Below are 25,212 nucleotides of genomic sequence, written 5' to 3' on the forward strand. Positions count from 1 at the left end.
TGGCCTTGGAGCTGGGCGATACTTGCACCATGAACCCGGCAGCCCCATCCCTGGACGATCTGGACGCGCAACAACTGCGCGCGCTGGCGGCCGAGTTGATGGGCACGCTGGCACGCAAGGATGAAGCGATCGCGCGCCACGAAGCCGAACAGATACGCAAAGATGACGCCATTGCGCGCCACGAAGCCGAGCAGGCCCGCCAACTGCAAGTTCTGCATCACAAGCAGACCCACATCGACCAACTGACGCAGGAGCTGGCGCTGTACAAGCGCTGGCGCTACGGGCGGCGCAGCGAGCAGCTCGATGCTGCCCAGGGCAGCCTGCTGGAAGAGACGATGGATGCCGACATGGCGGCCATCGAGGAAGAACTCGATGCCATCCGCGAGGAGGTGGCCGGGCGCCCCATCGAGCGCCAGCAGCCGCGCCGCATGCGTCTGCCGTCGTCCCTGCCGCGCACCGAGATCCACCACGAGCCTGAGTCCACGACCTGCCAGTGCGGCTGCGCCTTGCAGCGCATCGGCGAGGATACGAGCGAACGGTTGGACTACACGCCTGGCGTCTTTACCGTCGAGCACCACATCCGAGGCAAGTGGGTGTGCCGGCACTGCGAGACGCTGATCCAGGCACCGATCCCGGCGCAGATCATCGACAAGGGCATCCCCACCGCAGGCCTGCTGGCCCAGGTGCTGGTGGCCAAGTACGCCGACCACCTGCCGCTGTATCGCCAGGAAGGGATCTTTAGCCGCGCGGGCCTGACGCTGCCGCGCTCGACGCTGGGCGAGTGGGTGGGCATCTGCGGGCTGCGCTTGCAGCCGCTGGTAGATGCGCTCAAGGCCGAGGTGCTCACTAAAGGGGTGCTGCATGCTGACGAGACCCCGGTGCAGATGCTCAAGCCCGGCGCCGGCAAGACGCATCGCGCCTACCTGTGGGCGTATGCGCCGACGGCCTACGACAGCCTGCGGGCGGTCATCTACGACTTTACGCCCAGCCGGGCGGGCGAGCACTGCCGCACGTTCCTTGAGGACTGGCGAGGCAAACTGGTGACCGATGACTACTCGGGCTACAAGGCAGGCTTCGCTGCGGGCATCACGGAGCTGGGCTGCATGGCGCATGCCCGGCGTAAGTTCCACGAGCTGCACGCCAACCACCAGAGCCAGATCGCCGGCGAGGCACTGGAGCTGTTCGGAGCACTGTACGGCGTGGAGCGCGAGGCGCAAGACCTCGACCCCGACCGCAGACGGGCGCTACGCCAGGAACGGGCCCGTCCTATCGCTGACACGCTACACCGTTGGTTGATGGCGCAGCGCCTGCGCGTGCCCGATGGCTCGGGCACGGCCCGCGCCATCGACTACAGCCTCAAACGCTGGGAGGCGCTCACGCGCTACCTCGATGACGGCCATGCGCCGATCGACAACAACTGGGTCGAGAACCAGATCCGGCCGTGGGCTATCGGGCGTTCGAACTGGTTGTTCGCCGGCTCGCTGCGCGGCGGCCAGCGCGCGGCCGCCATCATGAGCCTGATCCAGTCGGCACGGCTCAACGGGCACGATCCGTATGGTTACCTCAAGGACGTGCTCACGCGGTTGCCGACGCAGAAGAACCATCTGATCGGTGAGCTGTTGCCTCAGCGCTGGCAGCCTGCTGCGTGAGCTCCGGCGTCAACACGGGTTCGCCGGGCGCTTACGGTCTGGCTGGCGCTCGATCCGGTTGATATGCGCACCGGCGTCGATGGCTTGTCCCTGCACGTGCAGCAGGCGCTGGGCCGCGCGCCCTGCGACGGCACCGCCTACGTGTTCAGCAACCGGCGCCGCACGCGCCTGAAGGTGGTGAGCTGGGACGGTACCGGCGTGTGGATGTGCCTGCGCCGCCTTCACCGCGGCCAGTTCGTCTGGCCGCAGCCGGGAGAGCGCTGCTGGCAATTGAGCGCCGAGCAGTGGCAATGGTTGGTGATGGGCGTGGACTGGCAGCGCCTGTCGGCCCCGGCGCCGGCGCAGTGGCGGCTATAGGGGCGAGGTCAACTGTTTTGCTTGTAAACGTCGGCCCGGCTCGCTACACTCTTGGCCACGAACCTGCTCGACGCACTTGCCCGCACCGACATCGCCCCCGCCGTGCTGGCGCAGGTGCGGGCGCTGTTCGAGCAGCAGCAGTCGATGCTGGTGCAACAGCAGGCGACGCTGGGGCAGCAGCAAGCGCAGCTGGCCGAGAAGGATTTCAAGATCACGGCCCTGACGCACGAACTGGCCTACCTCAAGCGCATCCGCTACGGCAAGGCCAGTGAAGTGCTCAGCGGCGAACAGCGTTCGTTGTTCGAGGAAGCGGTCGAGATGGACCTGGCCGCCATCGAGGGCGAGCTGGAACACCAGGCCAGCGTCAAACCTGCGCGCAAGCGCGCCGGCCGCCAGGCATTGCCGCCCGAGCTGCCACGCATCGAGCACCGGCACGAGCCCGAGTCGTGCGCCTGCGGCCAGTGCGGCGCGAACCTGGTCAAGATCGGCGAGGACGTCAGCGAGCAGCTCGACGTGGAGCCGGCGCGCTTCTTCGTGCACCGCCACATCCGGCCGCAGTATGCCTGCCGCGCCTGCGAGAGCGTGACAGCGGCACCAGTGCCGCCGGCCGTGATCGATGGCGGCCTGGCCGCACCCGGCCTGCTGGCCTGGGTGGCTGCCAGCAAATACCTCGATCACCTGCCGCTGTACCGGATCGAGCAAATCGCCGCGCGCCAGGGCGTGCCGCTGGCGCGCTCGACGCTGGCGCAGTGGATCGGCCGCATCGGCGTGGCCCTGCAGCCGCTGGTCGAGCGCCTGGGTGAACTGCTGCGCCAGCGCACATGCCTGCATGCCGACGAAACGCCAGTGCGCCAGCTCGATCCCGGCAGCGGCAAGACCCGGCAGGCTTACCTGTGGGCCTACCGCTCCGGCACCTGGGAGGATGGGCCGCCCATCGTCGTGTTCGACTACCAGCCCAGCCGGGCCGGCGCCCATGCGCGCGCCTTTTTGCAGGACTGGCGTGGCCATTTGATGGTCGACGATTACGCCGGCTACAAGGCCCTGTTTGCGCAGGGCCCGATCGAACTGGCTTGCCTGGCTCATATCCGGCGCAAGTTCTTCGACCTGCACGCCGCCAGCGGCAGCCCTGTGGCCGAGGAAGCCCTGCGCCGCATCGCGCAGCTGTATGCCATCGAGCAGGATGCCGCCGGCTTGAGCCCTGCTGGACGCCTGGCCGTGCGCTCGGCGCGCGCCGTGCCGGCGCTGGACGAACTGCACGCCTAGCTGCTGGCCACGCAGCGTACCGTCGCCCTCGGCAGCGGTACGGGCAAGGCCATTGGGCACGCCCTCAAGCGCTGGCAGGCCCTGGTGCGCTACGCCGGCTCCGGCATCCTCCCGATCGACAACAACCCGGTCGAGAACGCGATCCGCCCGATTGCCATCGGCAAGAAGAACTGGCTGTTTGCCGGCTCGGAACGCGCCGGCCGCCGCGCCGCAGCTGACCTGCTCCCCGAGATTAGTACGGTAATGATGTAGAGTCTGCCTCCGTGGAGGTAGCATGAAGAAGCGTTTCACAGAAGAACAAATCATTGGCATCCTGAAGGAAGCCGAGGCGGGCACAAAGGTAGCAGACCTATGCCGCAAGCACGGCATCAGTGATGCGACGTACTACAACTGGAAGGCGAAGTTCGGCGGCATGACCGTGTCGGATGCGCAGCGGCTCAAGGCCCTGGAAGCGGAGAATGCGCGGCTCAAGCGATTGCTAGCCGAGAGCATGCTGGACAATGCGGCGCTCAAGGATGTCCTCGGCCGAAAGTGGTGAGCCCGCAGGCGAAGCGAGCAGCAGTGATGCACGTCATGCAAGTGCATGGCTTAGGCGTCACCCGCGCCTGTGGGCTATTCGGCATCTCCCGGTCCTTGTACCGCTATGAATCGCGCCGCCCGGATGACCAGGCCCTACGGGACCGGCTATGTGAGCTGGCAGCCGCCAAGCGGCGCTATGGCTATCGGCGGCTGCATGTGCTCGTCAAGCGCGAAGGGTGGGCCGTCAATCACAAACGGCTGTTCCGCGTCTATCAGCAGGCAGGTTTGGCAGTCAGAAGGCGCAAGAGGAAGAGAATTGCTGGCGTCGAGCGACAGGTCAAGGCACCTGCCACGGCGCCCAATCAGAGCTGGTCGATGGACTTCGTATCTGATGGTTTGGCTGACGGACGGAGGTTCCGCACCTTGAACATCGTCGATGATTTTACAAAGGAGTGCCTGGTCATTGAGGTTGATACGTCCCTGCCAGGTCGCCGCGTCGTGGCAGTGTTGGAACGACTTGCAGATGCCCGAGGGTTGCCGTTGTCGATTACGATTGATAACGGTCCTGAATTTGCAGGGAAAACGCTGGACGAATGGGCCTACAGGACAGGGCTGAAGCTGCACTTCATCGAACCAGGCAAGCCGCAGCAAAATGCCTATATCGAGAGCTTCAACGGCAAATTCCGTGACGAATGCCTGAACGAGCACTGGTTCGTCTCGATGCGTCACGCAAGGGAAACGATTGCGGATTGGTGCCAGGAATACAATAACGACCGGCCGCACAGTTCGCTCGGGTATCTGACGCCCAAGCAGTTTGCAGACAGTTTTTTAACCGCAGACTCTAATTTGGTTTCGTACTAAATTGGGGAGCAGGTCAAAATATCCAATTATCGACCTATTTCGCGGCCAAACCAAGCAAAAATGCAACGATGATAATACGAGTTATCATCGAAGATCGGACACCCGGAACAGCTCGGCTTTTCTTCTTAAGCTGCTAAAACATATATGTGTTAGCCATTTAGGCGCGCTCGTGGCAGCGCGCCCGATTATGCTGGCCGGGTCTATTCAGCCTAGCTAAGGTTCCTGGTTGCAAGTAAAGGCAACGCCAAAGTTAGTTGCAATCCGATATGGTGACCCTACAATTGCCGAACGACGATGCACAGGGGGGTTCACATGACGAATGAGGCAATTACCGAATTGCGATATCACGAACAGCAGGAAGGCTGGACCCATGAACGGCTGCAGGACGACAAGTGTGTCTGCATCCTGCGGCCGCGCGAACTGGGCGGCGGTTTCGTTACCATCGACTTTGAGCGGCGGATCTACGGCTGCGGGTATGGAAAGCCTCGCCAGCACGCCGGCACCCGCACCTATACAGGTAGGGGCTGGCAAGACCGCATCTTGCGCGATGCGATCGACCACCTCGAAGCGATCATGTCCGCTGCGAATTAAGCTTGATCACCGACCTGCATTCCCGCCAGAGTGGGCCTGGCCGCGCCAGCGAATCTATCCCCTTCGGCAAAGGGATCGCCGATGGCCGCATGTATGAGCCGCGGCAGGTCCCGATCGGAAAGCAATGTGGTTGCGTATGTCCGGCGTGCTCGCGTCCTGTATATGCGAAGCATTGCCGAGCGGGCAAGCGCGCACCCCATTTCGCGCATTCCCAGGAGCCGATTGCGCTTCTGCGACCGAGACATCAATCCATCTCGCGGCGAAGCAGCTGATATACGACCGAAAGCTTTTCTTCTTCCCTGCCCTCATCGCTTCGGTTGAGGTGCCCGACGCTATGGCGACGGTCCACCGGGCCAGCAGGATGATATGGGCCTCGGCCAGCCGCGAGCTTCTGCACGTCGAGCTGGAGCAGGCCGTTGGCTCCATTCGACCAGACGTGCTGGTCGACCTCGCCGGCTTCGGCAAAATCGCGGTTGAGGTCGCGGTCACGCATTTTGCCGACGAGAGCAAGATAGCGACGCTGCGAGAGCTTGGCTTAGCTGCTGTCGAAGTCGATCTGTCCGATGTCCGCGATGCCACATTCGAAATTCTCGAAGCGATTCTATTCCGAGGGTGCAGCGCCACTACTTGGCTACACCATCCAGCTGTGGAAGCGGCTGAGGCCTCTCTGCTTGAAGAAATCGAGCCGGCCCTGGCCGCGGCACGAGTAGCGGCATTAAAGGCAAAGCGAGCGCGGGAGGCGAAGCGATTACTGGAGTACGAGCAACGAAGCCAGGCTGAGAGTGAGCGTACCGATCAGCAGCGCCAGCAAGGGTTCGACCGCCAGGCGGCCGAGGTCGAGCAGCAGCGCCGTGAAGAAGCTCAGCAACAGAAGACGGAGCAGTTTCTTGCCGCCGGCGAGAGGCTTTGTTGAGCAAATTGAGCGGAGACCGAGCTGACGCTATTTGTGGTTCGTTTTATAACACTGGGACCGTGACCGGGGTACCCAGTCGAGTAAAGCGGTTCAGCACGGCAGCCCGCACTTGTAGCTCGGCGACCTGACGGTCAAAGTCGCGTGCCATCACACGTTCACCCAGCAGCTTGAAGCAGCGCATTTTGGTTTCTACAAGGCTGCGCCGGTGGTAGCCGCTCCATCTCTTCCATATTGCCCGTCCTACCCTTTTGGTCGCCTGGAGGATATCGTTACGCGCATCTGCACCACAGCGGTTCGCCTTCCAAGGCTTGGCGTTCTTGCGGGTCGGGATGATGGCATGCGCGGCGCGCAAAGCGATGGCCTCATGGCAGTCCTTGGTGTCGTAAGCGCCGTCGCCACTGACACTGGCAATCTTCTCGTCGGCAGGAATCTGGCTGAGCAGTGCTGGCAGGACAGGTGCGTCGCCGACACTGTTGTCGGTCACTTCCATGGCCCGAATCTCGAGCGTGGACGCGTCGATCCCGAGATGCACCTTACGCCATTGGCGGCGATAGTCTGCGCCATGCTTTTTCGTCTTCCACTCGCCTTCACCCAGCATCTTGATGCCCGTGCTGTCCACCAGCAGATGCAAGCCCGTCGTGGTCGGTACTGCCCCGATAGCAACCTGCAGCGTCTTTTGCCGCCGGCTGACCGTGCTGTAATCTGGCACCGACCAGTCAAGTCCAGCCAGGCTCAGCAAGCTTTGCGTCATGGCCATGGCCTGGCGCAGCGGCAGATTGAACAGGCATTTGATACTCAGGCAGAACTGGATCGCCTCGTCGCTGAACATCTGGCTGCGCCCGCGCTTGCCACTCGGCTGGCCGTGCCAGTTCATCTTCGGATCAAGCCAGATGAGCAGCGAACCACGTGCCTTGAGCGCTTCGTTGTACGTCTTCCAGTTGGTCGTGCGGTACTTCTGTGGAGATGGTTTCATCCGTTCAGGCTACCAGACGTGCGGGTCCCATGCTGGCCCAGCCTGATTTGCGCAACAAAGCCCATATCAATACCGTGTCAGGAAGGATGCGTCCATTCCATTAAAGCCCGGTCGAACAGGGAAACCTGCCGTCGGCATGCCGCGGCGCGACGACCTGAAGCGCCTGCGCCGGCCGGAAAATCAATCGCCCTGGATGACTGTCTTGGCCAGGTCGGCACGCTCCACATCGCGCGAGATCGATCCGAGTATGTTGCGCAGCCAGACATTGCTCGGTTCGTGGTCGTAGCGCTGGTGCCAGTATTGCGTCACGTCGAACGATGGAAACTGGAACGGTGGCTGGACCAGCCGCAGTTTCCATGAATTCACGAAGGTCGTGGCCAGGTTTCTCGGCACGGTCGCAATCAGGCCGGTGTTGGCGATCAGCGGCGCGATCGACAGGAAGTGGTTCACCTTGAGCACAACGTTGGCATTCAGCGTAGGCGCCTTGAGGATCTTTTCGATAACGCCGGTATGCGCGCCGCCCGGAAGATCGGCCAGGACGTGGCCCATCTGTCTGAACGCTTCGAGCGAGATCGCCGGCGACCTGACCATTGGGTGATCCTCGCGCACCACGCAAACGTAATCATCGCTGAACAATACGCGCTGGTAGATCCCCGGGATCTTCCCCGAGATGAAACCTATCCCCACGTCGAGCTCACCGGTCGCCAGCGCCTCGGCGACCGGGCCGATGGTCTTGTCCTGGGTTTCGATGCGGACGTGCGGTGCCTCGACGGCGAGCCGCTTGACCAGCATCGGCAGCAGGAGCTGTTCGCCGAGGTCGGTCATGGCAATCCGGAAGGTGCGGTTGGCCGTCAGTGGATTGAACGACGTTTTCTCAAGCGTGCCGCGGACTATCTGGAGCGCCGCGGCGACCGGTCCGGCGAGCCGTTCGGCAAAGGGGGTTGGCTGCAATCCCTGGCGTGAGCGTACAAACAGCGGATCTTCGTACATCTCGCGTAGCCGCGACAGCGAGTGGCTCATCGCGGGCTGGCTCAGGCCGAGGGACTGGCCTGCTTCGGTAAGGTTTCTGGTCCTGAATATGGCGTCAAACAGATCGAGCAAGTTCAGGTCAACCTGACGCGAGATTGGTTTCACTGGAGCTTCACGCATCTCAAACTTTCCAAATCACTGCTGGTTGCCGGCAGCCTCGTGCGGATTGCCGCGCGAGGCTGCCCTGTCCATACATCTGACGGACCCAACGGGTCGAGGTCAACGGTCATCATACATGCAAAGCTCATAAATACTGTCGACAAATCATTCATCAGGGTCTGGCCGGTGATGAAGTCGCTGTCCGGTGAGGCGAAGAACACGACGGCGCCGGTCAGGTCCTGGGGGGCCTGGACCCGTTTCAGGGCGCGTACGGAGGCGGCGTCGTTGCGCATCTTGAGCGTGCCCGCGTCGGGACTTTCTTCCGAGAGCGTGCTGCCCGGAGCCACGCAGTTGACGCAGATGTTGTGGGCGCCGACTTCGTTGGCGAGCGTCTTGGTGAAACCCAGGACGCCGGCTTTCGATGCCACGTAGTGGATGCGGCCGGGCGAACCCTTGATGGCGGTGCTGGAGCTGATGTTGATGATCTTGCCGTAGCTCCGTTCCCGCATGTGGGGGATGACCGCGAGACTGGCGAGCCAGGCGCCTTTCAGGTTGACGCTCATCATGCGGTCCCATTCTTCGATGCTGATCTGGTCGAAGGCCGCGCGCGACATCGGCACCGTGGCGAAGATGGCCGCGTTGTTGACCAGGATGTCGATCTTGCCGAGATGCTCGACCGCCGAGGCGGCCATGCGCTTCACGCTGTCCGGGTTGGAAACGTCGGTCTGGATCGCCAGGGCTCGGTGGCCGCCGGCGACCAATTCCTGCGCGACGGCCGAACCTGCCTCGCCATCCAGTTCGGCAACGACGATCGCCGCGCCCTCCTGCGCCAGGCGGTGGGCATAGGCCTTGCCGATGCCGTGTCCGCCGCCGGTGACGATGGCTACCCGTCCTTCCAATCTACTCATTTCGTCTCCTTTTTGTCCATATAACGGACTCAATATTTATCTTATGGACAATTATTGGAACTGTCAATTTCTGAGATAATTGTCCGTACAGAGGACAAAACAAGTATCCGCGAACGAGCGGGGGAACATCGAATAATGGGAATAAAAAGAAAACCGGCATCCACGAGCCAGAACGAAAGTGTCCGCGCGGTCAGCCGAGCGCTGGACATCCTGAAGGCCTTCACCGTGCAGGATCCGGAGCTGACGGCAACCGAATTGCTCGACCGGGTCGACCTGAGCCGGCCAACGCTTTACCGCCTGCTCTACACGCTCGAAGACAGCGGTTTTCTGGTCTCCTCGGGCGATCCGCAGAAGTTCAACCTGGGCCCCGCCGTTGCGCACTTGTCCCATGTCTGGACGGCGTCGCTGAATCTGGCCGAGTTGGCCGAGCCGGTACTGCGCAACGTCTGGAAGCTGACGGGCGAGACGGTGGCGTTATTCGTGCGGCAGGGCGACTACCGCCTGTGCATCGCCGAGTTTCCGAGTGCACACGCGCTGAGTTTCAAGCGCGGGATCGGACACCGGGAACGCCTGGTTTTCGGCGCGAGCGGCCATGCGATCCTGGCGCATATGGAGATGACGCCGCAGGAGCTGAAGGACTATCTGGCAGGGGTGGACGTGGACTTCGATGCCTATCGCGCGGAGCTGGAGTTCGTTCGCAGCCATGGTTATGCCGTCAGCAAGGAAGAACTGCTACGCGGCGCGGTGTCGATCGCCGCTCCCTTTTTCGATAAACCGGGCAAGGTCGCTGGGGCGATCGTGGTTTTCGGTCCCAGCGCCCGCCTGGGGAAAGAACAGGTCGATGAAATCGCTGCGCTGGTGTCGCAAGAGTCGCGTACGTTGACCCGGCTGTTGTGCGGCAGCGCGTGAGGCGATCACTGTTTGACACTCATGAAAAAAACCATGTAGAATTTAATTCTTCGCTGCACAAACAGCAGGCGCGTAGCTCAGTTGGTTAGAGCACCACCTTGACATGGTGGGGGTCGTTGGTTCGAATCCAATCGCGCCTACCAGATTCCAGGGGCCCGGTACGAATTTTCGTGCCGGGCCTTTCTGTTTTGGGGTCAGGTGGATTCCAGGATCCGCATCTCGATGTGCAGCCCGGCGGCCGTCGCCATGTTCACCAGAGCATCGAGGCCAAACAGGTTGATCTTGCCACGCATCAGATCAGAGACCCGCGGCTGGGTTACACCGAAGAGCTTCGCGGCCTGCTGCTGGCTCATCTCGGTGCGGGCGATGTGGTTCTTCAGCGCTGTCATGAGGACCGAGCGCAACTTCATGTTCTCCGCTTCTTCCGGGGTGTCCTCGATCGCATCCCAGACGCTGGTAAAGCGTTGATTGCTCATAGCCTTAGTTCCTTCAACAAATCGCGGTAACGCTTGGACGCCAATTCCAAGTCCGCCTTGCTGGTTTTTTCTGTCTTCTTCTGGAAGCAGTGAAGGACATAAACGGCATCAGCGAACTTGGCAATGTATATGATCCGGAACGCTCCTGCTGCGTCACGAATCCGGATCTCCCTTACACCTTGGCCCACGGTGGGCATGGGTTTCCAGTCGTCCGGCTCCTGGCCATTCTGTACCTGATCAAGTTGATGGCCGGCCTCGCGTCTAGGTCCAAGCGGAAACGCGCGGAGGTCGTCAAGGGCACTGCCTCGGAACTCGACGGATTTGGGATTTACCATGCATGAATTATACAAAATTTTGTATTTTTGAATAGAGGCATTGACGTCGGAGATTCACGTCGATGATCGAGCGACGGGTCATAGCGGCCGCGCTATTGATGAAGATGAGCACGTTCAAAAATCGTGGAATTTACGCCACTTATTCGCTAGCATGGGACCGAAGCGGCCGCTCGCAGAAACCCGGCCGCGCCGCCTGGCCCAGCGTAGCCAGGAACATCCAAGGAGGAGTCCGTGATCGAGTTCATGCTCAATGGCAAGCAGGTGTCGGCCGACGTCGCCGACGACAAGCCCCTGCTGTGGGTGCTGCGGGAGGATTTCCAGCTCACCGGGACCAAGTTCGGCTGTGGCATGGCGCAGTGCGGCGCCTGTACCGTGCATTTCAACGGCCAGGCCACGCGTTCCTGCGTGCTGCCGGCGGCGGCCGTGAAGGGCGCGTCGGTCACCACGATCGAGGGGGTGATGGAGACCCGTGCCGGCCAGGCGCTGCGCCAGGCGTGGATCGCGCACCAGGTGCCCCAGTGCGGCTACTGCCAGTCGGGACAGATGATGACCGCCGCCGGCATGCTGGCGGGCGCGGACGGGCCGATGTCGCGCGAACAGGTGCTGGAAGGCATGGCGGGCAATCTGTGCCGCTGCGGCACCTACAACCAGATCGCCGACGCGGTGGTCAGCGTCGCCCAGAAACCCGCGGCATAGGAGGCGCCATGGAAACGAACAAGCTCACGCGCCGCGCCTTCATCGCCGGCTCGGGCGCCGCCGCGGTCGGTATCGTGCTGGGAGGCTGGGGCGCCGCGCGCGGCGGCCTGGCTGGCCTGCTGCCCGAGGCGGCAGCCGCCACCGCCCGTTTCAGCCCGGTGGCATGGGTCGCGCTGTCGCCGGACAATAGCGCCGTGGTCTATTCGCCCGCCTCGGAAATGGGGCAGGGCACGATGACGGCGATTCCGCTGATCCTGGCCGAGGAAATGGAGCTGGACTGGAGCACCGTCCGGGTCGAGCAGGCGCCCGCCGATCCCCGGCGGTTCGGCAATCCCGGTTTCGGCGGTGCGATGGTGACGGGCTCCTCGCGCACGGTGAAGGGCTATTACGAGGCGCTGCGCCTGGCCGGCCTGCAGGCCCGGCTGGTGCTGGCGCAGGCGGCCGCCGACAAATGGGGCGTGCCCGCCGCCGAGATCCGCGCCGAGCGCAGCACCCTGGTCCACGGCCCCAGCGGCCGCCGCATGACCTACGGCCAACTGGTCGAGGGGGCGCGCGCGCCGCAGACGCTGCCCAAGGTGGACAAGAGCATGCTCAAGCCCATGTCCGCCTTCACCCTGATAGGCAAGGAGCTGCCGCGGGTGGACGTGCCGGACAAGTCCGGCGGCGGTGCCCGCTTCGGCATCGACGTGCGCCTGCCCGGCATGCTGTGGGCCGCGGTGCTGCATACGCCGGTGCAGGGCGAGCAGCCGCTGGAGGTCAAGGATGCGGCTGCGCTGGCGGTGCCCGGGGTCCGGAAAGTGGTCCGCCTGCCGGGCGGGGTGGCGGTGGTGGCGGACTCGTTCGCCACGGCCCGGAAGGCGCGCGAGCTGCTGGAGGTGAAGTGGAGCGAGCAGGCCAAGGGCCGGTCCTACGATAGCGAGGCCGCGCTGGCGGAATTCGTCGCGCGCGCCGAACGCCTGGACGAAGCGGGCGCGGTCTGGCACAAGCACGGCGACGCGGCGGCGAAGATCGCCGGGGCGGCGCGTGTCTTCCGCGCCACCTATACGACCGACCATGTCGCCCACGTGACCATGGAACCCATGAACTGCACGGCGCGCGCGCAGGGCGACGCCATCGAGATCTGGGTGCCGTCGCAGTCGCCGTCGGGCGTGATCGGCATCGTGGCCGCGGGCGCGGGCTACAAACCCGAGAACATCACGGTCCACATCACGCTGCTGGGCGGCGGCTACGGCCGGCGCGCCGAGGCCGACTACAGCCTGCATGCGGCGCTGCTGGCCAAGGCCATGCCCGGCGTGCCCATCCAGGTCATCTGGACCCGCGAGGACGATTTCCTGCGGGCTCGGCCGCGCCCGATGACGGCCCAGCACCTGGTGGCGGGCGTCGACGCGCAGGGGCGCATCATCGGCTGGCGCCATCGCCTGGTGTCCGAGAGCATCATGGCGCGGACGGCGGCCGCCGCCTACGAAAAGTCGGGTGGGCGGGATTCGCCCGTCATGGAAGGCGCCGACGGCGTCTACGGTATCGCCGATCAGTTGATCGAGCACGGCCGCGAACAGCGCGGCGTGGACGTCAGCTTCTGGCGGGCGGTGGGAGCCGGCTACACGAAGTTCTCCATGGAGTCCCTGATCGACGAGATCGCCACGGCCTCGGGCAAGGATCCGCTGCAGTACAGGCTGGACCTGACCGCCGGCCAGCCGCGCGCGCAGGCGGTGCTGCGCGAGGCCGCCACGATGGCCGGCTGGGGCCGCGATCGGGAGGCCGGCCGCGCGCTCGGCCTGGCTTTCTCGGATGCCTGGAACACCTTCATCGCGATGGTGGCCGAGGTGTCGCTGCAAGAAGGCCGGCCGGTGGTGCATCGCATCTGGTCCGCGGTCGATTGCGGCCATGCGATCAGTCCGGCCAACATCCGGGCCCAGGTCGAGGGCGCGGCGCTGTTCGGCCTGTCGGCGGCGCTGGGCGAGCGCCTGGTCTACAAGGGCGGGCAGGTGCAGCAGCACAACCTCGATACCTACACGCTCCTGCGGGCCAACCAGGCGCCTGCGGTGCAGGTGAAGGTGATGCCGACCGACAATGCGCCGGGCGGCATGGGCGAGGTGGGCTTGCCGCCGGTGGCTCCGGCGGTGGCCAACGCGGTGGCCAGGCTCAGCGGCAAGCGGCTGCGCAGCCTGCCGTTCCCGACGCTGGCCTAGGCGAAGGGATTCCGGTCGGGCGGTATGCGCCGCCCGGCCGGGACTCAGCCTTCCATCGCCTTTTTCTTCCACAGCTCCCAGGGGCGGAACATCACGCCGGCCATCATGGTGTCGGCCTTCAAGGCTTCCTCTTCGTCCAGGTAGGTGATCTCGCCGCCCAGCCCGATGGCCTTCTGTTGCAGGGCCGCGTTGCTTTCGGTGTACATCGCGCGATAGACCGCGATGCGCACGTCGCTGCCGACGGTGACGAAGCCGTGGCCGCGCATCAGCGAGATGTTCTGCCGGCCCAGGGTCTTGGCCAGCTCCTTGCCGTGTTCGCGGTTACGCACCAGCAGGTCGGTCGCGCCGAAACAGCAGCGGATGTCGAACACCGGCGCGCCGCCCGACAGGAAGCCGGCCATGTGATAGATGGGCCGCAGCCGCACCGACGAACTGGCGAAGGGGATGACCGAAGGCGAATGGCTGTGGACCACCGCGTTCACGTCGGGCCGGGCGCGATAGATCTCGCCATGGATGTAGCGTTCGAGATAGGGCGTGCGTGTTTCGCCGGCCACGGGCTCGGATTCGGCGTCGAATTCCATGATGTCGGCGGCGGTGACCAGTTCCGGCGCGAGCGAGCGCGACAGCAGGAAATGGCCGGGCCGTTCGGGATGGCGGACGCTGACGTGGCCGAAGCCGTCCAGCACGTTGTACTTGGCCAGTACGCGGTTGGCGACGACGAGATCGTCGATCACTTGCTGCAGCGAGCCGGCGGTCGGGGTAGGGGTGGACATGGCGATACCTGACGAGAGAAGTAAAAGAGAAGAGGGGCGGCGGCGCGGCTATTCCAGCTTGATGTTGGCCCGCCTGGCCAGTTGCCCGTACATGGACAGGTCCTTGTCCACCTGCCGGGCCATGCCGTCGGCGCCCAGGGCGTCGACTTCGTAGTAGCGCGACTGGAAGTCCTGGCGCAGCTTGGGGTCCTTGAGCGTGGCCATCACCGCCTGCTCGATGCGGCCGCGCACGTCGGCCGGCGTGGCCGCGGGCGCGAACAGTCCGAACCAGACGCTGATGTCCAGGTCCTTGAACTCCGGGGTTTCCGCGATGGCCGGCACGTCGGGCATGAACGACAGGCGCTTGGCCGAGGCGACGCCCAGCATGCGCAGCTTGCCGGTCTTGGCATGGGGCGCCATGTTGGGGATGGTGCTGAACAGGATGGGTACCTGGTTGCCCAGCGCGTCGCTGACGGCCGGGGCGCAGCCGTTGTAGGGCACGTGCACCATGTCGACCTTGGCGCCCTGGTTGAAGGCCTCGCCGGCGAAGTGCTGGGGCGAGCCGTTGCCGCAGGACGAGTAGTTGGCCTTGCCGGGGTTCGCGCGCAGGTGGCTGACGAGTTCCGCCACGGTGCGGGCGGGATAGCTGCTATTGACCCCGACCGCGACCGGTGAGGACACGAGCTGGGCGATGGGCCGCAGGTCCTTCCTGACGTCGTAGCCCTGGGTGAAGTTCAGCGCGGCGTTGATCGTGATGGTGCTGTTGGTCAGCAGCAGCGTGTAGCCGTCGGCGGCGGCGCGCGCGACGTAGTTGGCGCCGATGTTGCCCGAGGCGCCGGCGCGGTTGTCGACGATGACGCTTTGTCCGTTGAACTGGCCGGCGATGTGCGTGGCCAGCAGGCGGGCCACGGTGTCGGCGCCGCCTCCGGCCTGGAACGGCACGACGATGGTGATGGGACGGGACGGATAGGCGCCGGGCTGGGCGTGGGCCGACGCGGCCAGGGCCGCTGCCAGGGCGAAGGCCAGGAAGGCCCGGCGGGGGCGGGGCATGCGCGGGGTCATGGTGAGTCTCCTGTCTGCGCCGGCGCTGGCGTGCCGCCGGCAATGGTATGTGCAGCGGAGTGTATGGATCGATTTACGTCGAATCAATCTCGATTGCATAATCGATGTATTACCGATTCGACGGGTGTCCGAAGCTCCCCTCACCACCATGGATCCATCAGAGAACGGCGCGGCCGGACAGCCCTGGCAGGCCGGCGGCTTCGTCGATTCCAAGGAAGCGTGCCGCCTGCTGCAGGTCAAGGCCGCCACGCTGTACACCTATGTCAGCCGCGGCCTGCTGCATCCGGTCGCGCAGCCCGGCCGCAAGACCCGCCTTTACCTGCGCGACGAGGTCGAGGGGCTGCGCACGCGCAGCCAGGCAAGGATGGGCCACGGCGCGGTGGCGGCGACGGCGCTGCGCTGGGGGCAGCCGGTGATCGATACCGGCATCACCGAAATCACGCCGGCCGGGCCGCGCTACAGGGGGCGCCTGGCGGCCGAGCTGGTCGAATATCCCGGGGCGTTCGAGAACGTGGCCGAGCTGCTTTGGACGGGGGTGCTGCCCGAGGGGGCCAGTATCTGGCCGGCCCAGCCGCTGCCGGATGGAGCCCGCCGCGCGCTGGAGGCATTGGCGCCGCAGGCCGGCGAGACGCCGCGCATGGTCCGGGTGTTCCAGGCGGCGGCGCTGGCCCTGGGTGGCGGCTCGGTGGACGAGGAGGTGCGCGGCGGCGGGGCGGTCCCGGCGGCGCGGCAGCTCGTGCTGGCGTTCGCCGGCTGCTGCGGCCTGCTCTCGGACCCGCGCCGCTGCCGGACGCCGGCCGGGGCCAAGCCGCTGGCCCAGCACCTGGCCGAGGCGATGGGGAAGGAGCCTGCTGCGGATCTGCTGCGGGCGCTGAACGCGATGCTGATCCTGAGCGCGGATCACGAGCTATCGCCGCCTACGTTCAGCGCGCGCATCGCGGCCTCGGTCGGCGCGGAGCTCCACGCCTGCGTGGGGGCGGCGCTGGCGGCCCTGTCCGGCACGGGCCTGGCCGGCGGCTGCGACCGCATCGAGGACACGCTGGCGGGCGTGCGGACGCGCGGCCAGCTCGATGCCTGGGTGGCGCGAGTGGTGCGCGACCGCGCGCGCTCGTCGGCCTTCGGCATCGAATCCTATCCCCAGGGGGATCCGCGCGCGGCACTGCTGATCCGCATGGCGCGCGAACACCCGCGCCCCGGCCGCCGCGCCGGGACGCTGCTGCGCTTCCTGGACGAGGTCCATGCCAGGGTGGGCGTGCCGCCCCGGATCGAGCTCGGCCTGGTGGCGGCCTGCGCGGCCTGGGACTTGCCGCCCGGCGCCGCCAGCGCGCTGTGGGCCATGGGCCGGACCTCGGGCTGGATCGCCCATGTGCTGGAACAGCGCCTCAACGGCTTCTTCCTGCGTCCGCGCGGGCAGTTCCACGCTGGGCCGCAAGGGGGCGCTGTGCTAAAATCCCAGGCAACGTAGACCCTTGCTGCAACACGAACGGACAACGGCATGCGCATCGCTTCCATGCTCGATCGAACTACCTCGGGGAACATCGCCGGCTAGCCGCGTTGGTTTCCTGGATCGCATCGTCCGTTCCGCCGGGCCCCCTGGGCCCGGGATCCTGCAGAAAGCAAGAAACGCGGCCCGGTGCCGCGTTTTTTTTGTTTCAGGTTCGCCCAAGGGTTTTTCTTCATCTCTTACGAGGTCGCTTCAATGATCAAGGTAACGCTGCCCGATGGTTCCCAGCGTGAGTTCCCGGCCCCCGTCACGGTGGCGGACGTCGCCGCGTCCATCGGTGCCGGGCTGGCCAAGGCCGCCCTGGCCGGCCGGATCACCTACGAAGGCAGCGAGCCCACCCTGGTCGACACCAGCCACACGATAGACCGCGATGCCCGCCTGGCCATCGTCACGGGCAAGGACGCCGACGGGCTGGACCTGATCCGCCATTCGACGGCGCACCTGCTGGCCTACGCGGTCAAGTCGCTGTTCCCCGAGGCCCAGGTCACGATCGGCCCGGTCATCGACAACGGCTTCTACTACGATTTCTCGTACTCGCGGCCGTTCACGCCCGAGGACCTGGCCGCCATCGAGAACAAGATGCTGGAGCTGGCCAAGAAGGACGAGGTCGTCACCCGCGAGGAATGGAAACGCGACGACGCGGTGGCGTTCTTCAATTCGATAGGCGAGAAGTACAAGGCCGAGATCATCGCCTCCATCCCGGACAACCAGACGATCTCGCTGTACCGCGAGGGCGATTTCATCGACCTGTGCCGCGGCCCGCACGTGCCGTCCACCGGCAAGCTCAAGGTGTTCAAGCTGATGAAGGTGGCCGGCGCCTATTGGCGCGGCGACAGCAAGAACGAGATGCTCCAGCGCATCTACGGCACGGCCTGGGCGAAGAAGGAAGACCAGGACGCCTACCTGACGATGCTGGAAGAGGCCGAGAAGCGCGACCACCGCAAGCTGGGCCGCGAGCTGGACCTGTTCCACTTCCAGGACGAGGCGCCGGGCCTGGTGTTCTGGCACCCCAAGGGCTGGACGATCTGGCAGCAGGTCGAGCAATACGTGCGCGGCGTCTACCGCGACAGCGGCTACCAGGAGGTCAAGGCGCCGCAGATCCTGGACCGTTCGCTGTGGGAAAAGACGGGACACTGGGACAATTATCGCGACAACATGTTCACGACGGAGTCCGAGAACCGCTACTACGCGCTCAAGCCCATGAACTGCCCGGGCCACGTGCAGATCTTCCGCGCCAACCTGCATTCCTATCGCGACCTGCCGCTGCGCTACGGCGAATTCGGCCAGTGCCACCGCAACGAACCTTCGGGAGCGCTGCACGGGATGATGCGCGTGCGCGGCTTCACGCAGGATGACGGCCACATCTTCTGTACCGAGGACCAGATCCTGGACGAGTGCGTGGCCTTCACGGCGCAGCTGCAGCGCGTCTACCGCGACTTCGGCTTCACCGACATCCTGTACAAGATCGCCACGCGGCCGGAAAGCCGGATCGGGTCGGACGAGGTGTGGGACAAGGCCGAGCAGGCGCTGATCGAAAGCCTGCGCCGCTCCGGCTGCGAGTACGAGATCAGCCCGGGCGACGGCGCCTTCTACGGCCCGAAGATCGAATACACGCTGAAGGACGCCATCGGCCGCCACTGGCAGTGCGGCACGATCCAGGTGGACTTCTCCATGCCCGGCCGCCTGGGCGCCGAGTACGTGGACCAGCACGACCAGCGCGTGACGCCCGTCATGCTGCACCGGGCCATCCTGGGCTCGATGGAGCGCTTCATCGGCATGCTGATCGAGAATTTCGGCGGCGCCATGCCGCCCTGGCTGGCGCCGGTCCAGGCCGTCGTCTGCAATATTTCGGAATCCACGGCCGAATACGCCCAAAGTGTCGCGCAAACCCTGAAAAAACAAGGGTTTAGAGTGGAATCGGATTTGCGTGGTGAAAAGATCACCTATAAAATCCGTGAGCACAGCTTGCAAAAAATTCCCTATATCCTCGTGGTGGGGGAAAAAGAACGGCAAGCTGCATCGGTGGCCGTACGCGCCCGCGGCGGCATCGACCTGGGGGTTCTCCCGATCGATGTGTTCTCGTCGCGGCTCGCTGCCGACGTGGCCGAGCGCCGCAACCCGGAAGCCCCGGCCAATCCGTCCTGATCGCGTGGTTGGCCGTTCCGGGGGCCGGGCACGGCTCGTGCTGGCGGCGGGGCAACCCGCCGCACGCGGCCGTTTCAATCAAATTCAGGAGTTTTAGACATCGCTACCGACAAGCCGAATCGCATCAATGGTGAAATTACCGCACCTGAGGTGCGCCTGATTGGGGTCGACGGCGAACAGCTTGGCATCGTCAAGCTGGCCGAAGCAGTTAGGCTTTCCGAACAGAATGATGTTGACCTGGTAGAAATTGCCCCGAACGCGCAGCCCCCGGTCTGCCGCCTGATGGACTACGGCAAGTTCAAGTACCAGGAGCAAAAGCGGCAGCACGAAGCCAAGCTCAAGCAGAAGATCATCCAGGTCAAGGAAGTCAAGTTCCGTCCCGGCACCGACGAAGGCGATTACCAGGTCAAGCTGCGTAATCTGCGCCGGTTCCTGGAAGAGGGCGACAAGGCCAAGGTCACGCTGCGCTTCCGTGGCCGCGAGATGGCTCACCAGGAATTGGGGATGCGCGTGCTGGAGCGCGTGCGCGACGACCTGGTGGAGATCAGCGCCGTCGAGGCGATGCCCAAGCTGGAAGGCCGCCAGATGGTGATGGTGCTGGCCCCCAAGAAAAAGGCCCTGCCGGCGGGCAAGGGCGCAGCCGGCGAATAACGCGGTATAATCATTGGTTTTCCGGGATGGCCGTACCCTTCGTGGAGGCATCCCGGCGAATCCCGGTGCGAAATTCCTGGCACCGGGCAATCCGGCCTCCTAGCGACGCCTTCAAATCCGCCAGGCGGGGTAGAACCCGCGCCGGCGGTGCGCCGCAGGGACCCGGAGCAGGTAAAACAAGTGAATGCGGGTCGTCAAGTCCGGCAGGATATCGCCGGCACCCGTGAGCATGTAAACGTACAGGAAGCAGTCATGCCTAAGATGAAGACCAAGAAAAGCGCCGCCAAGCGCTTTAAGGTCCGCGGTAGCGGTTCCATCAAGCGGGGCCAGGCGTTCAAGCGCCACATCCTCACGAAGAAAACCACCAAGAACAAGCGTCAGTTGCGCGGTTCCACCGCGGTCCACGAGGCCGATGTGAAATCCGTGCGGGCAATGATGCCGTTTGCCTGATCCCAACCCGCTGATATTGGAGTTTTCAAATGCCTAGAGTCAAACGTGGGGTAACCGCCCGGGCCCGTCACAAGAAAGTCATCAGCGCCGCCAAGGGATACCGTGGCCGCCGCGGCAACGTCTTCCGCGTCGCCAAGCAGGCGGTCATGCGCGCCGGCCAGTACGCCTATCGCGACCGCCGCGCCAAGAAGCGCACCTTCCGCGCGCTGTGGATCACGCGTATCAATGCCGCCGTGCGCGAGCATGGCGTGTCGTACAGCGTGTTCATCGCCGGCCTGAAGAAGGCCGCGATCGACCTCGACCGCAAGGTGCTGGCCGACCTGGCTGTGCGCGACAAGGCTGGCTTTGCCGCGATCGTGCAGCAAGTCAAGAACGCCCTGGCCGCCTGAGCTCGCTAGCGACGTACGCGGGGCGTGGCCGGAACGCCGGCCATGTCCGGGCGCGCGTCGCGAGCCACGAGTGCAACACCCGAACGGGGCTTCTCTTGAAGCCCCGTTCGTGTTTGTGGCGACCCATTTTTTCCCTTATTGATACGAATCCGCCATGTCCCAGAATCTGGACGATCTGATACGCCAAGCCGGGGAGGCCTTCGCGGCCGCGTCCGACCCCAACGCGCTGGAGAACGAAAAGGCCCGGTTCCTGGGTAAGCAGGGCGCCTTGACGGCGCTGCTCAAGGGATTGGCCAGCCTGACGCCGGAACAGAAGCGCACCGAGGGGGCGCGCATCAACGAAGCCAAGGGCCGGATCGAGGGGCTGCTGAACGAGCGCCGGCAGGCCTTGGCCGATGCCAGGCTGAATGCGCGCCTGGCGGAGGAAACCATCGATGTCACGCTGCCCGGCCGCGGCCGGGGCCGGGGCGGCATCCACCCGGTGATCCGCACCTGGGAACGGATCGAGCAGATCTTCCGCTCCATCGGCTTCGACGTGGCCGACGGCCCGGAAATCGAGAACGATTGGACCAACTTCACGGCGCTGAACAATCCCGAGAACCACCCGGCCCGGTCGATGCAGGATACGTTCTACGTCGACATGAAGGACGACAAGGGCCTGCCGCTGCTGCTGCGCACGCACACCAGCCCGATGCAGGTGCGCTACGCGCGCGCCCACCAGCCGCCCATCAAGGTGATCGCCCCCGGGCGGACCTACCGCGTGGACAGCGACGCCACGCATTCGCCCATGTTCCACCAGGTGGAGGGCCTGTGGATAGACGAGAACATCTCGTTCGCCGACCTGAAGGGCGTCTACACCGATTTCCTGCGCGCCTTCTTCGAGACCGATGACCTGGTGCTGCGCTTCCGCCCGTCGTTCTTCCCGTTCACGGAACCGTCGGCCGAGATCGACATGATGTTCACTTCCGGCCCCAACAAGGGCCGCTGGCTGGAGATCTCCGGATCGGGCCAGGTGCATCCTGCCGTGGTGCGCAACTTCGGCCTGGATCCGGAACGCTACATCGGCTTTGCCTTCGGCTCCGGGCTGGAACGGCTGACGATGCTGCGCTACGGCGTGAACGACCTGCGCCAGTTCTTCGAAGGCGACCTGCGTTTCCTCAGACAATTCAATTAAGGGAGGTGCCCCCCTGCGCGCTGGCGCGCGCCCCTGGGAGGCGCGCGAAGCGCGCAGGGGGGAACTTACAGACATGCAATTTCCCGAATCCTGGTTGCGGGCCCTGACGAATCCCGCCATTTCGACCGACGAGCTGGCTCATCAATTGACCATGGCCGGTCTCGAGGTCGAGGAAGCCGAGCCGGTGGCGCCCGCCTTCAGCGGCGTGGTGGTGGCGCAGGTGCTGGCGCTCGAGCCGCATCCGAACGCCGACAAGCTGCGCGTGTGCAAGGTCGACGCGGGGCAGGGCGAGCCCTTGCAGATCGTGTGCGGCGCACCCAATGTGGCGGTCGGCATGAAGGTGCCGCTGGCCACCGTGGGCGCCCGTCTGCCCGGCGACATCAAGATAGGCGTGGCCAAGATGCGTGGCGTGGAGTCCTCGGGCATGCTGTGCTCGGCGCGCGAACTGGGCCTGTCGCAGGACCACGCGGGCCTGCTGGACCTGGGCGCGGATGCCACGGTCGGCATGTCCGTGCGCGAATGGCTGCAATTGGACGACACGGTCTTCACGCTCAAGCTCACTCCCAACAAGGCCGATTGCCTGTCGGTGCTGGGCGTGGCGCGCGAGGTCTCGGCCCTGACCGGCGCGCCGCTGGCCGCGCCGAAGCTGGATCCGGTGGCGGTCGCCATCGACGACCGCGTGCCGGTGACCGTGCATGCCCCGGATCTGTGCGGGCGCTACGTAGGGCGGGTCATCCGCGGCGTGGATGCGTCCGTTCCCACGCCGGAGTGGATCAAGCGGCGCCTCGAGCGCGCCGGCCAGCGCTCGATTTCCGCGCTGGTCGACATTTCCAACTATGTCATGCTGGAACTGGGCCGTCCCAGCCACGTGTTCGACCTGGCCAAGGTGCGCGGCGGCCTGCACGTGCGGTGGGGGCAGCCGGCCGAGCAGGTGCTACTGCTGAATGGCCAGACCGTCGAGGTGGACGGGCAGGTCGGCGTGATCGCCGACGACAACGGCCCCGAGTGCCTGGCCGGGATCATGGGCGGCGAGGCCACCTCGGTGTCCACCCAGACCCGCGACATCTATCTCGAGGCCGCCTTCTGGTGGCCCGCCAGCATCGCCGGCCGCGCGCGCCGCTACAACTTCAGCACCGACGCCAGCCATCGCTTCGAGCGCGGCGTGGACTACGCCAACATTCCCGCCGACCTGGAATACCTGACCAGCCTGATCGTGCAGGTGTGCGGCGGCCAGGTCGGCCCGGTCGACGACCAGGTGGTCAACCTGCCCGAGCGCAAGCCCGTGCGCCTGCGCGTGGCGCGTTGCCACAAGGTCCTGGGCGTGGACGTGCCGGAAGACGAGATCGCCGGCATCTTCACCCGCCTGGGGCTGCCCTTCGTGCGCGAGCCCGGCGCCTTCGTCGTGACGCCGCCGTCGTTCCGCTTCGACATCGAGATCGAGGAAGACCTGATCGAGGAAGTCGCGCGCGTCCACGGCTTCGAGCGCATTCCCGACCTGCCGCCGCTGGCGCGGGCCGCGGTACGCGCCGTGCCGGAAGAGCGCCACACCTTCCACGCGCTGCGCCACACGATGGCCGACCTGGACTACCAGGAGGTGATCAACTTCAGCTTCGTGGAGGCCGAGTGGGAGCGCGACTACGCGGGCAACACGGACCCCATCCGCCTGCTCAATCCGATCGCGAGCCAGTTGTCGGTCATGCGCAGCAGCCTGATCGGCGGCCTGGTGGCCAACGCCCAATACAACGTGAACCGCAAGACCAGCCGTGTGCGGGTGTTCGAACTGGGCCGGGTCTTCTCGCGCGACGCGGCCGTGGCCGACGGTCCGCTGGCGGTGGCCGGCGTGAACCAGCCCATGCGCCTGGCCGGCCTGGCCTACGGGCCGGCGGTGGAAGAGCAGTGGGGGACGCAGACCAGGCAGGTCGATTTCTATGACGTGAAGGCCGACGTGGAGGCCCTGCTGGCCGGCGGTTCCACCCAGGCGCCGCGCTTCGTGCCCGATGCGCATCCGGCCCTGCATCCCGGCCGCAGCGCCCGTATCGTCATCGACGGCGAGACGGTGGGCTGGATAGGCGAGCTGCACCCGCGCTGGCTGCAGCGCGCGGAACTGCCGCACGCCCCGGTGGTGTTCGAACTGGACGCCGACCGCATCGCCGTCCGCCCGCTGCCGTCGCTGCGAGAGATCTCGCGCCAGCCGGTGGTGATCCGCGATCTGGCGCTGTGGGTGGCCGAGGCGGTGACGGCACAGCAGATGCTGGATACGGTGCGCCATCTGGTGGCCAGGGAGCCCGAACTGGCGGTCGTCCAGGATGCACGGATTTTCGACGTTTGGCGGGATAAGTCCTTGTTAGAAAAGGAAAAAAGCCTTGCCTTCCGGTTCTGGCTACAGGATACTTCGGTAACCCTGGACGACGCCCGAGTCGAGGCGTGCCTGGCCCGTATCCGCGCCGCGCTCGAGTCCGAGCACGGTGCGCGGCTGAGGGTTTGATACCGCTTCCCATCCGTGTCTATGCATTCTCTCGTTTCCGATAGCTACGCTTCCCCGGACTCCCTCGACGCCGATCCCGAGTCCGACCTGCTGCAGGGCGGGCTCGATACGCGTACCCTGACCAAGGCCGAACTGGCCGACCTGCTGTTCGAGCGGGTCGGCCTGAACAAGCGTGAAGCCAAGGACATGGTCGAGACCTTCTTCGAGGAAATCCGCGACGCGCTCGAACGCGGCGACATGGTCAAGCTATCGGGTTTCGGCAACTTCCAGGTGCGCAACAAGCCGCAGCGGCCCGGACGCAATCCCAAGACGGGCGAGGAAATCCCCATCGCCGCCCGTCGCGTCGTCACCTTCCATGCGAGCCAGAAGCTCAAGAGCATGGTCGAACAGGTCGCGCTGCGCGAACAGAATCCGTCCTGAGAGGTCCTATGGCGCGCATCGAGCCACCCGTCGTTCTTCCGCCCATTCCCGCCAAGCGCTATTTCACGATAGGCGAGGTCAGCGAACTCTGTGGCGTCAAGCCGCACGTGCTGCGCTACTGGGAACAGGAATTCACCCAGCTCAAGCCCATCAAGCGACGGGGCAACCGCCGTTACTACCAGCACCACGAAGTGCTGCTGATCCGCCGCATCCGCGAACTGTTGTACGAGCAGGGCTTCACCATCAGCGGCGCCCGCAACCGCCTGGACGAGTCGCGCGGACACGTGGACGAGGCGCCCCAGGTGGCGCTGGTGTCCATCGAGGAGCCCGAGCTGCAGGCCATCCGGGCCGAACTGGCCGACATCGCCAGCCTGTTGCAGTCCGCCCGCGAGACCAGCCTGGCGCGATAACGC

24 protein-coding genes, 1 tRNA gene and 1 pseudogene are annotated in these 25,212 nt (G+C 65.1%); 19 read left to right on the forward strand and 7 right to left on the reverse strand.

Features of this window, described 5'->3' with window-relative positions; genetic code table 11:
* The first annotated feature begins 29 nt into the window (after positions 1–29).
* The 6 genes and pseudogenes from R4823_RS12830 to R4823_RS12855 all read left to right on the forward strand — a co-directional run bounded on the left by R4823_RS12830 (position 30) and on the right by R4823_RS12855 (position 6,153).
* Entirely contained in the window at positions 30–1,649 is a 1,620-nt protein-coding gene (locus R4823_RS12830) for an IS66 family transposase (protein WP_087838253.1), read from the forward strand.
* A 42-nt stretch (positions 1,650–1,691) separates the two neighbouring features.
* The gene (gene tnpB / locus R4823_RS12835) at positions 1,692–2,006 is read left to right on the forward strand and encodes an IS66 family insertion sequence element accessory protein TnpB (RefSeq protein WP_087838250.1); all 315 of its coding nucleotides are present in this window, start codon (positions 1,692–1,694) and stop codon (positions 2,004–2,006) included.
* 90 nt (positions 2,007–2,096) lie between these two features.
* A pseudogene (locus tag R4823_RS12840) lies at positions 2,097–3,482 on the forward strand (IS66 family transposase); the annotation flags it as partial.
* Between the two features lie 61 nt (positions 3,483–3,543).
* Positions 3,544–4,649 (forward strand): IS3 family transposase gene (locus R4823_RS12845; protein ID WP_105797010.1). Its coding sequence is split into 2 segments (ribosomal slippage): positions 3,544–3,790 and positions 3,790–4,649, totalling 1,107 coding nucleotides; the frame shifts between segments, so codons are not numbered across the junction.
* 312 nt (positions 4,650–4,961) lie between these two features.
* Positions 4,962–5,240 carry a hypothetical protein gene (locus tag R4823_RS12850; RefSeq protein WP_140416887.1) on the forward strand — a complete coding sequence of 93 codons (279 nt, stop codon included), beginning with the start codon at positions 4,962–4,964 and terminating at the stop codon, positions 5,238–5,240.
* A gap of 136 nt (positions 5,241–5,376) precedes the next feature.
* Complete coding sequence (locus R4823_RS12855) at positions 5,377–6,153, forward strand: hypothetical protein (RefSeq protein ID WP_140416886.1); 777 nt, start codon at positions 5,377–5,379, stop codon at positions 6,151–6,153.
* 43 nt (positions 6,154–6,196) lie between these two features.
* Here the strand turns inward: R4823_RS12855 and R4823_RS12860 are convergent, their stop codons facing one another.
* From R4823_RS12860 to R4823_RS12870, 3 genes are all read right to left on the reverse strand, one after another.
* Positions 6,197–7,126 carry an IS5 family transposase gene (locus R4823_RS12860; RefSeq protein ID WP_087840257.1) on the reverse strand — a complete coding sequence of 310 codons (930 nt, stop codon included), beginning with the start codon at positions 7,124–7,126 and terminating at the stop codon, positions 6,197–6,199.
* Positions 7,127–7,306: 180 nt separating this feature from the next.
* Complete coding sequence (locus tag R4823_RS12865) at positions 7,307–8,275, reverse strand: LysR family transcriptional regulator (RefSeq protein WP_087840256.1); 969 nt, start codon at positions 8,273–8,275, stop codon at positions 7,307–7,309.
* Positions 8,257–9,162, reverse strand: a complete 906-nt coding sequence (locus R4823_RS12870) for a 3-oxoacyl-ACP reductase family protein (RefSeq protein ID WP_087840255.1) — start codon at positions 9,160–9,162, stop codon at positions 8,257–8,259. Before R4823_RS12870 ends, R4823_RS12865 begins: the two co-directional genes overlap by 19 nt.
* Before the next feature lie 135 nt (positions 9,163–9,297).
* Here R4823_RS12870 and R4823_RS12875 point away from each other — a divergent pair, with 135 nt between their 5' ends.
* Together R4823_RS12875 and R4823_RS12880 are read left to right on the forward strand one after the other, a co-directional pair.
* Positions 9,298–10,071 (forward strand): IclR family transcriptional regulator, encoded by a 774-nt coding sequence (locus tag R4823_RS12875; RefSeq protein WP_087840254.1) that lies wholly within the window; start codon positions 9,298–9,300, stop codon positions 10,069–10,071.
* Between the two features lie 66 nt (positions 10,072–10,137).
* Positions 10,138–10,214: transfer RNA gene (locus tag R4823_RS12880), tRNA-Val, on the forward strand.
* 51 nt (positions 10,215–10,265) lie between these two features.
* On the opposite strand, the gene R4823_RS12885 is transcribed toward R4823_RS12880, so the two are convergent.
* Both R4823_RS12885 and R4823_RS12890 read right to left on the reverse strand, forming a co-directional pair.
* A complete protein-coding gene (locus R4823_RS12885) occupies positions 10,266–10,547 on the reverse strand; it encodes a helix-turn-helix domain-containing protein (RefSeq protein WP_087840253.1) in 282 nt (93 codons plus the stop codon).
* Positions 10,544–10,897 (reverse strand): type II toxin-antitoxin system RelE/ParE family toxin, encoded by a 354-nt coding sequence (locus tag R4823_RS12890; RefSeq protein ID WP_243724355.1) that lies wholly within the window; start codon positions 10,895–10,897, stop codon positions 10,544–10,546. Before R4823_RS12890 ends, R4823_RS12885 begins: the two co-directional genes overlap by 4 nt.
* Before the next feature lie 228 nt (positions 10,898–11,125).
* Here R4823_RS12890 and R4823_RS12895 point away from each other — a divergent pair, with 228 nt between their 5' ends.
* A complete protein-coding gene (locus R4823_RS12895) occupies positions 11,126–11,578 on the forward strand; it encodes a (2Fe-2S)-binding protein (protein ID WP_176400802.1) in 453 nt (150 codons plus the stop codon).
* Between the two features lie 8 nt (positions 11,579–11,586).
* On the forward strand, positions 11,587–13,767 hold the full coding sequence (locus tag R4823_RS12900) for a molybdopterin cofactor-binding domain-containing protein (RefSeq protein WP_338618909.1): 2,181 nt from the start codon (positions 11,587–11,589) through the stop codon (positions 13,765–13,767).
* 44 nt (positions 13,768–13,811) lie between these two features.
* Here R4823_RS12900 and R4823_RS12905 read toward each other — a convergent pair whose 3' ends face one another.
* Together R4823_RS12905 and R4823_RS12910 are read right to left on the reverse strand one after the other, a co-directional pair.
* On the reverse strand, positions 13,812–14,540 hold the full coding sequence (locus tag R4823_RS12905; RefSeq protein WP_087840249.1) for a class II aldolase/adducin family protein: 729 nt from the start codon (positions 14,538–14,540) through the stop codon (positions 13,812–13,814).
* A gap of 48 nt (positions 14,541–14,588) precedes the next feature.
* Positions 14,589–15,581 carry a tripartite tricarboxylate transporter substrate binding protein gene (locus R4823_RS12910; RefSeq protein ID WP_243724354.1) on the reverse strand — a complete coding sequence of 331 codons (993 nt, stop codon included), beginning with the start codon at positions 15,579–15,581 and terminating at the stop codon, positions 14,589–14,591.
* 124 nt (positions 15,582–15,705) lie between these two features.
* Here R4823_RS12910 and R4823_RS12915 point away from each other — a divergent pair, with 124 nt between their 5' ends.
* From R4823_RS12915 to R4823_RS12955, 9 genes are all read left to right on the forward strand, one after another.
* The gene (locus tag R4823_RS12915; protein ID WP_176400795.1) at positions 15,706–17,046 is read left to right on the forward strand and encodes a citrate synthase; all 1,341 of its coding nucleotides are present in this window, start codon (positions 15,706–15,708) and stop codon (positions 17,044–17,046) included.
* Between the two features lie 234 nt (positions 17,047–17,280).
* On the forward strand, positions 17,281–19,230 hold the full coding sequence (gene thrS / locus R4823_RS12920) for a threonine--tRNA ligase (protein ID WP_279814988.1): 1,950 nt from the start codon (positions 17,281–17,283) through the stop codon (positions 19,228–19,230).
* A 99-nt stretch (positions 19,231–19,329) separates the two neighbouring features.
* Positions 19,330–19,881 carry a translation initiation factor IF-3 gene (gene infC, locus R4823_RS12925; protein ID WP_087840246.1) on the forward strand — a complete coding sequence of 184 codons (552 nt, stop codon included), beginning with the start codon at positions 19,330–19,332 and terminating at the stop codon, positions 19,879–19,881.
* Positions 19,882–20,133: 252 nt separating this feature from the next.
* Positions 20,134–20,331, forward strand: coding sequence for a 50S ribosomal protein L35 (gene rpmI, locus R4823_RS12930; RefSeq protein WP_087840245.1), 198 nt, complete (start codon positions 20,134–20,136; stop codon positions 20,329–20,331).
* A 29-nt stretch (positions 20,332–20,360) separates the two neighbouring features.
* Entirely contained in the window at positions 20,361–20,720 is a 360-nt protein-coding gene (gene rplT, locus R4823_RS12935; protein ID WP_087779861.1) for a 50S ribosomal protein L20, read from the forward strand.
* A gap of 154 nt (positions 20,721–20,874) precedes the next feature.
* Positions 20,875–21,894, forward strand: coding sequence for a phenylalanine--tRNA ligase subunit alpha (pheS, locus tag R4823_RS12940; RefSeq protein ID WP_087840244.1), 1,020 nt, complete (start codon positions 20,875–20,877; stop codon positions 21,892–21,894).
* A gap of 73 nt (positions 21,895–21,967) precedes the next feature.
* Complete coding sequence (gene pheT, locus R4823_RS12945) at positions 21,968–24,379, forward strand: phenylalanine--tRNA ligase subunit beta (RefSeq protein WP_338618913.1); 2,412 nt, start codon at positions 21,968–21,970, stop codon at positions 24,377–24,379.
* A 15-nt stretch (positions 24,380–24,394) separates the two neighbouring features.
* Positions 24,395–24,799: an integration host factor subunit alpha gene (locus tag R4823_RS12950; RefSeq protein ID WP_338618914.1), complete on the forward strand. Its 405-nt coding sequence runs from the start codon at positions 24,395–24,397 to the stop codon at positions 24,797–24,799.
* An 8-nt stretch (positions 24,800–24,807) separates the two neighbouring features.
* On the forward strand, positions 24,808–25,209 hold the full coding sequence (locus R4823_RS12955) for a MerR family transcriptional regulator (RefSeq protein WP_087840242.1): 402 nt from the start codon (positions 24,808–24,810) through the stop codon (positions 25,207–25,209).
* Positions 25,210–25,212 lie beyond the last annotated feature (3 nt).

The sequence above is a fragment of the Pigmentiphaga sp. CHJ604 genome (assembly GCF_036972535.1).
Lineage (GTDB): Bacteria > Pseudomonadota > Gammaproteobacteria > Burkholderiales > Burkholderiaceae_B > Pigmentiphaga > Pigmentiphaga daeguensis.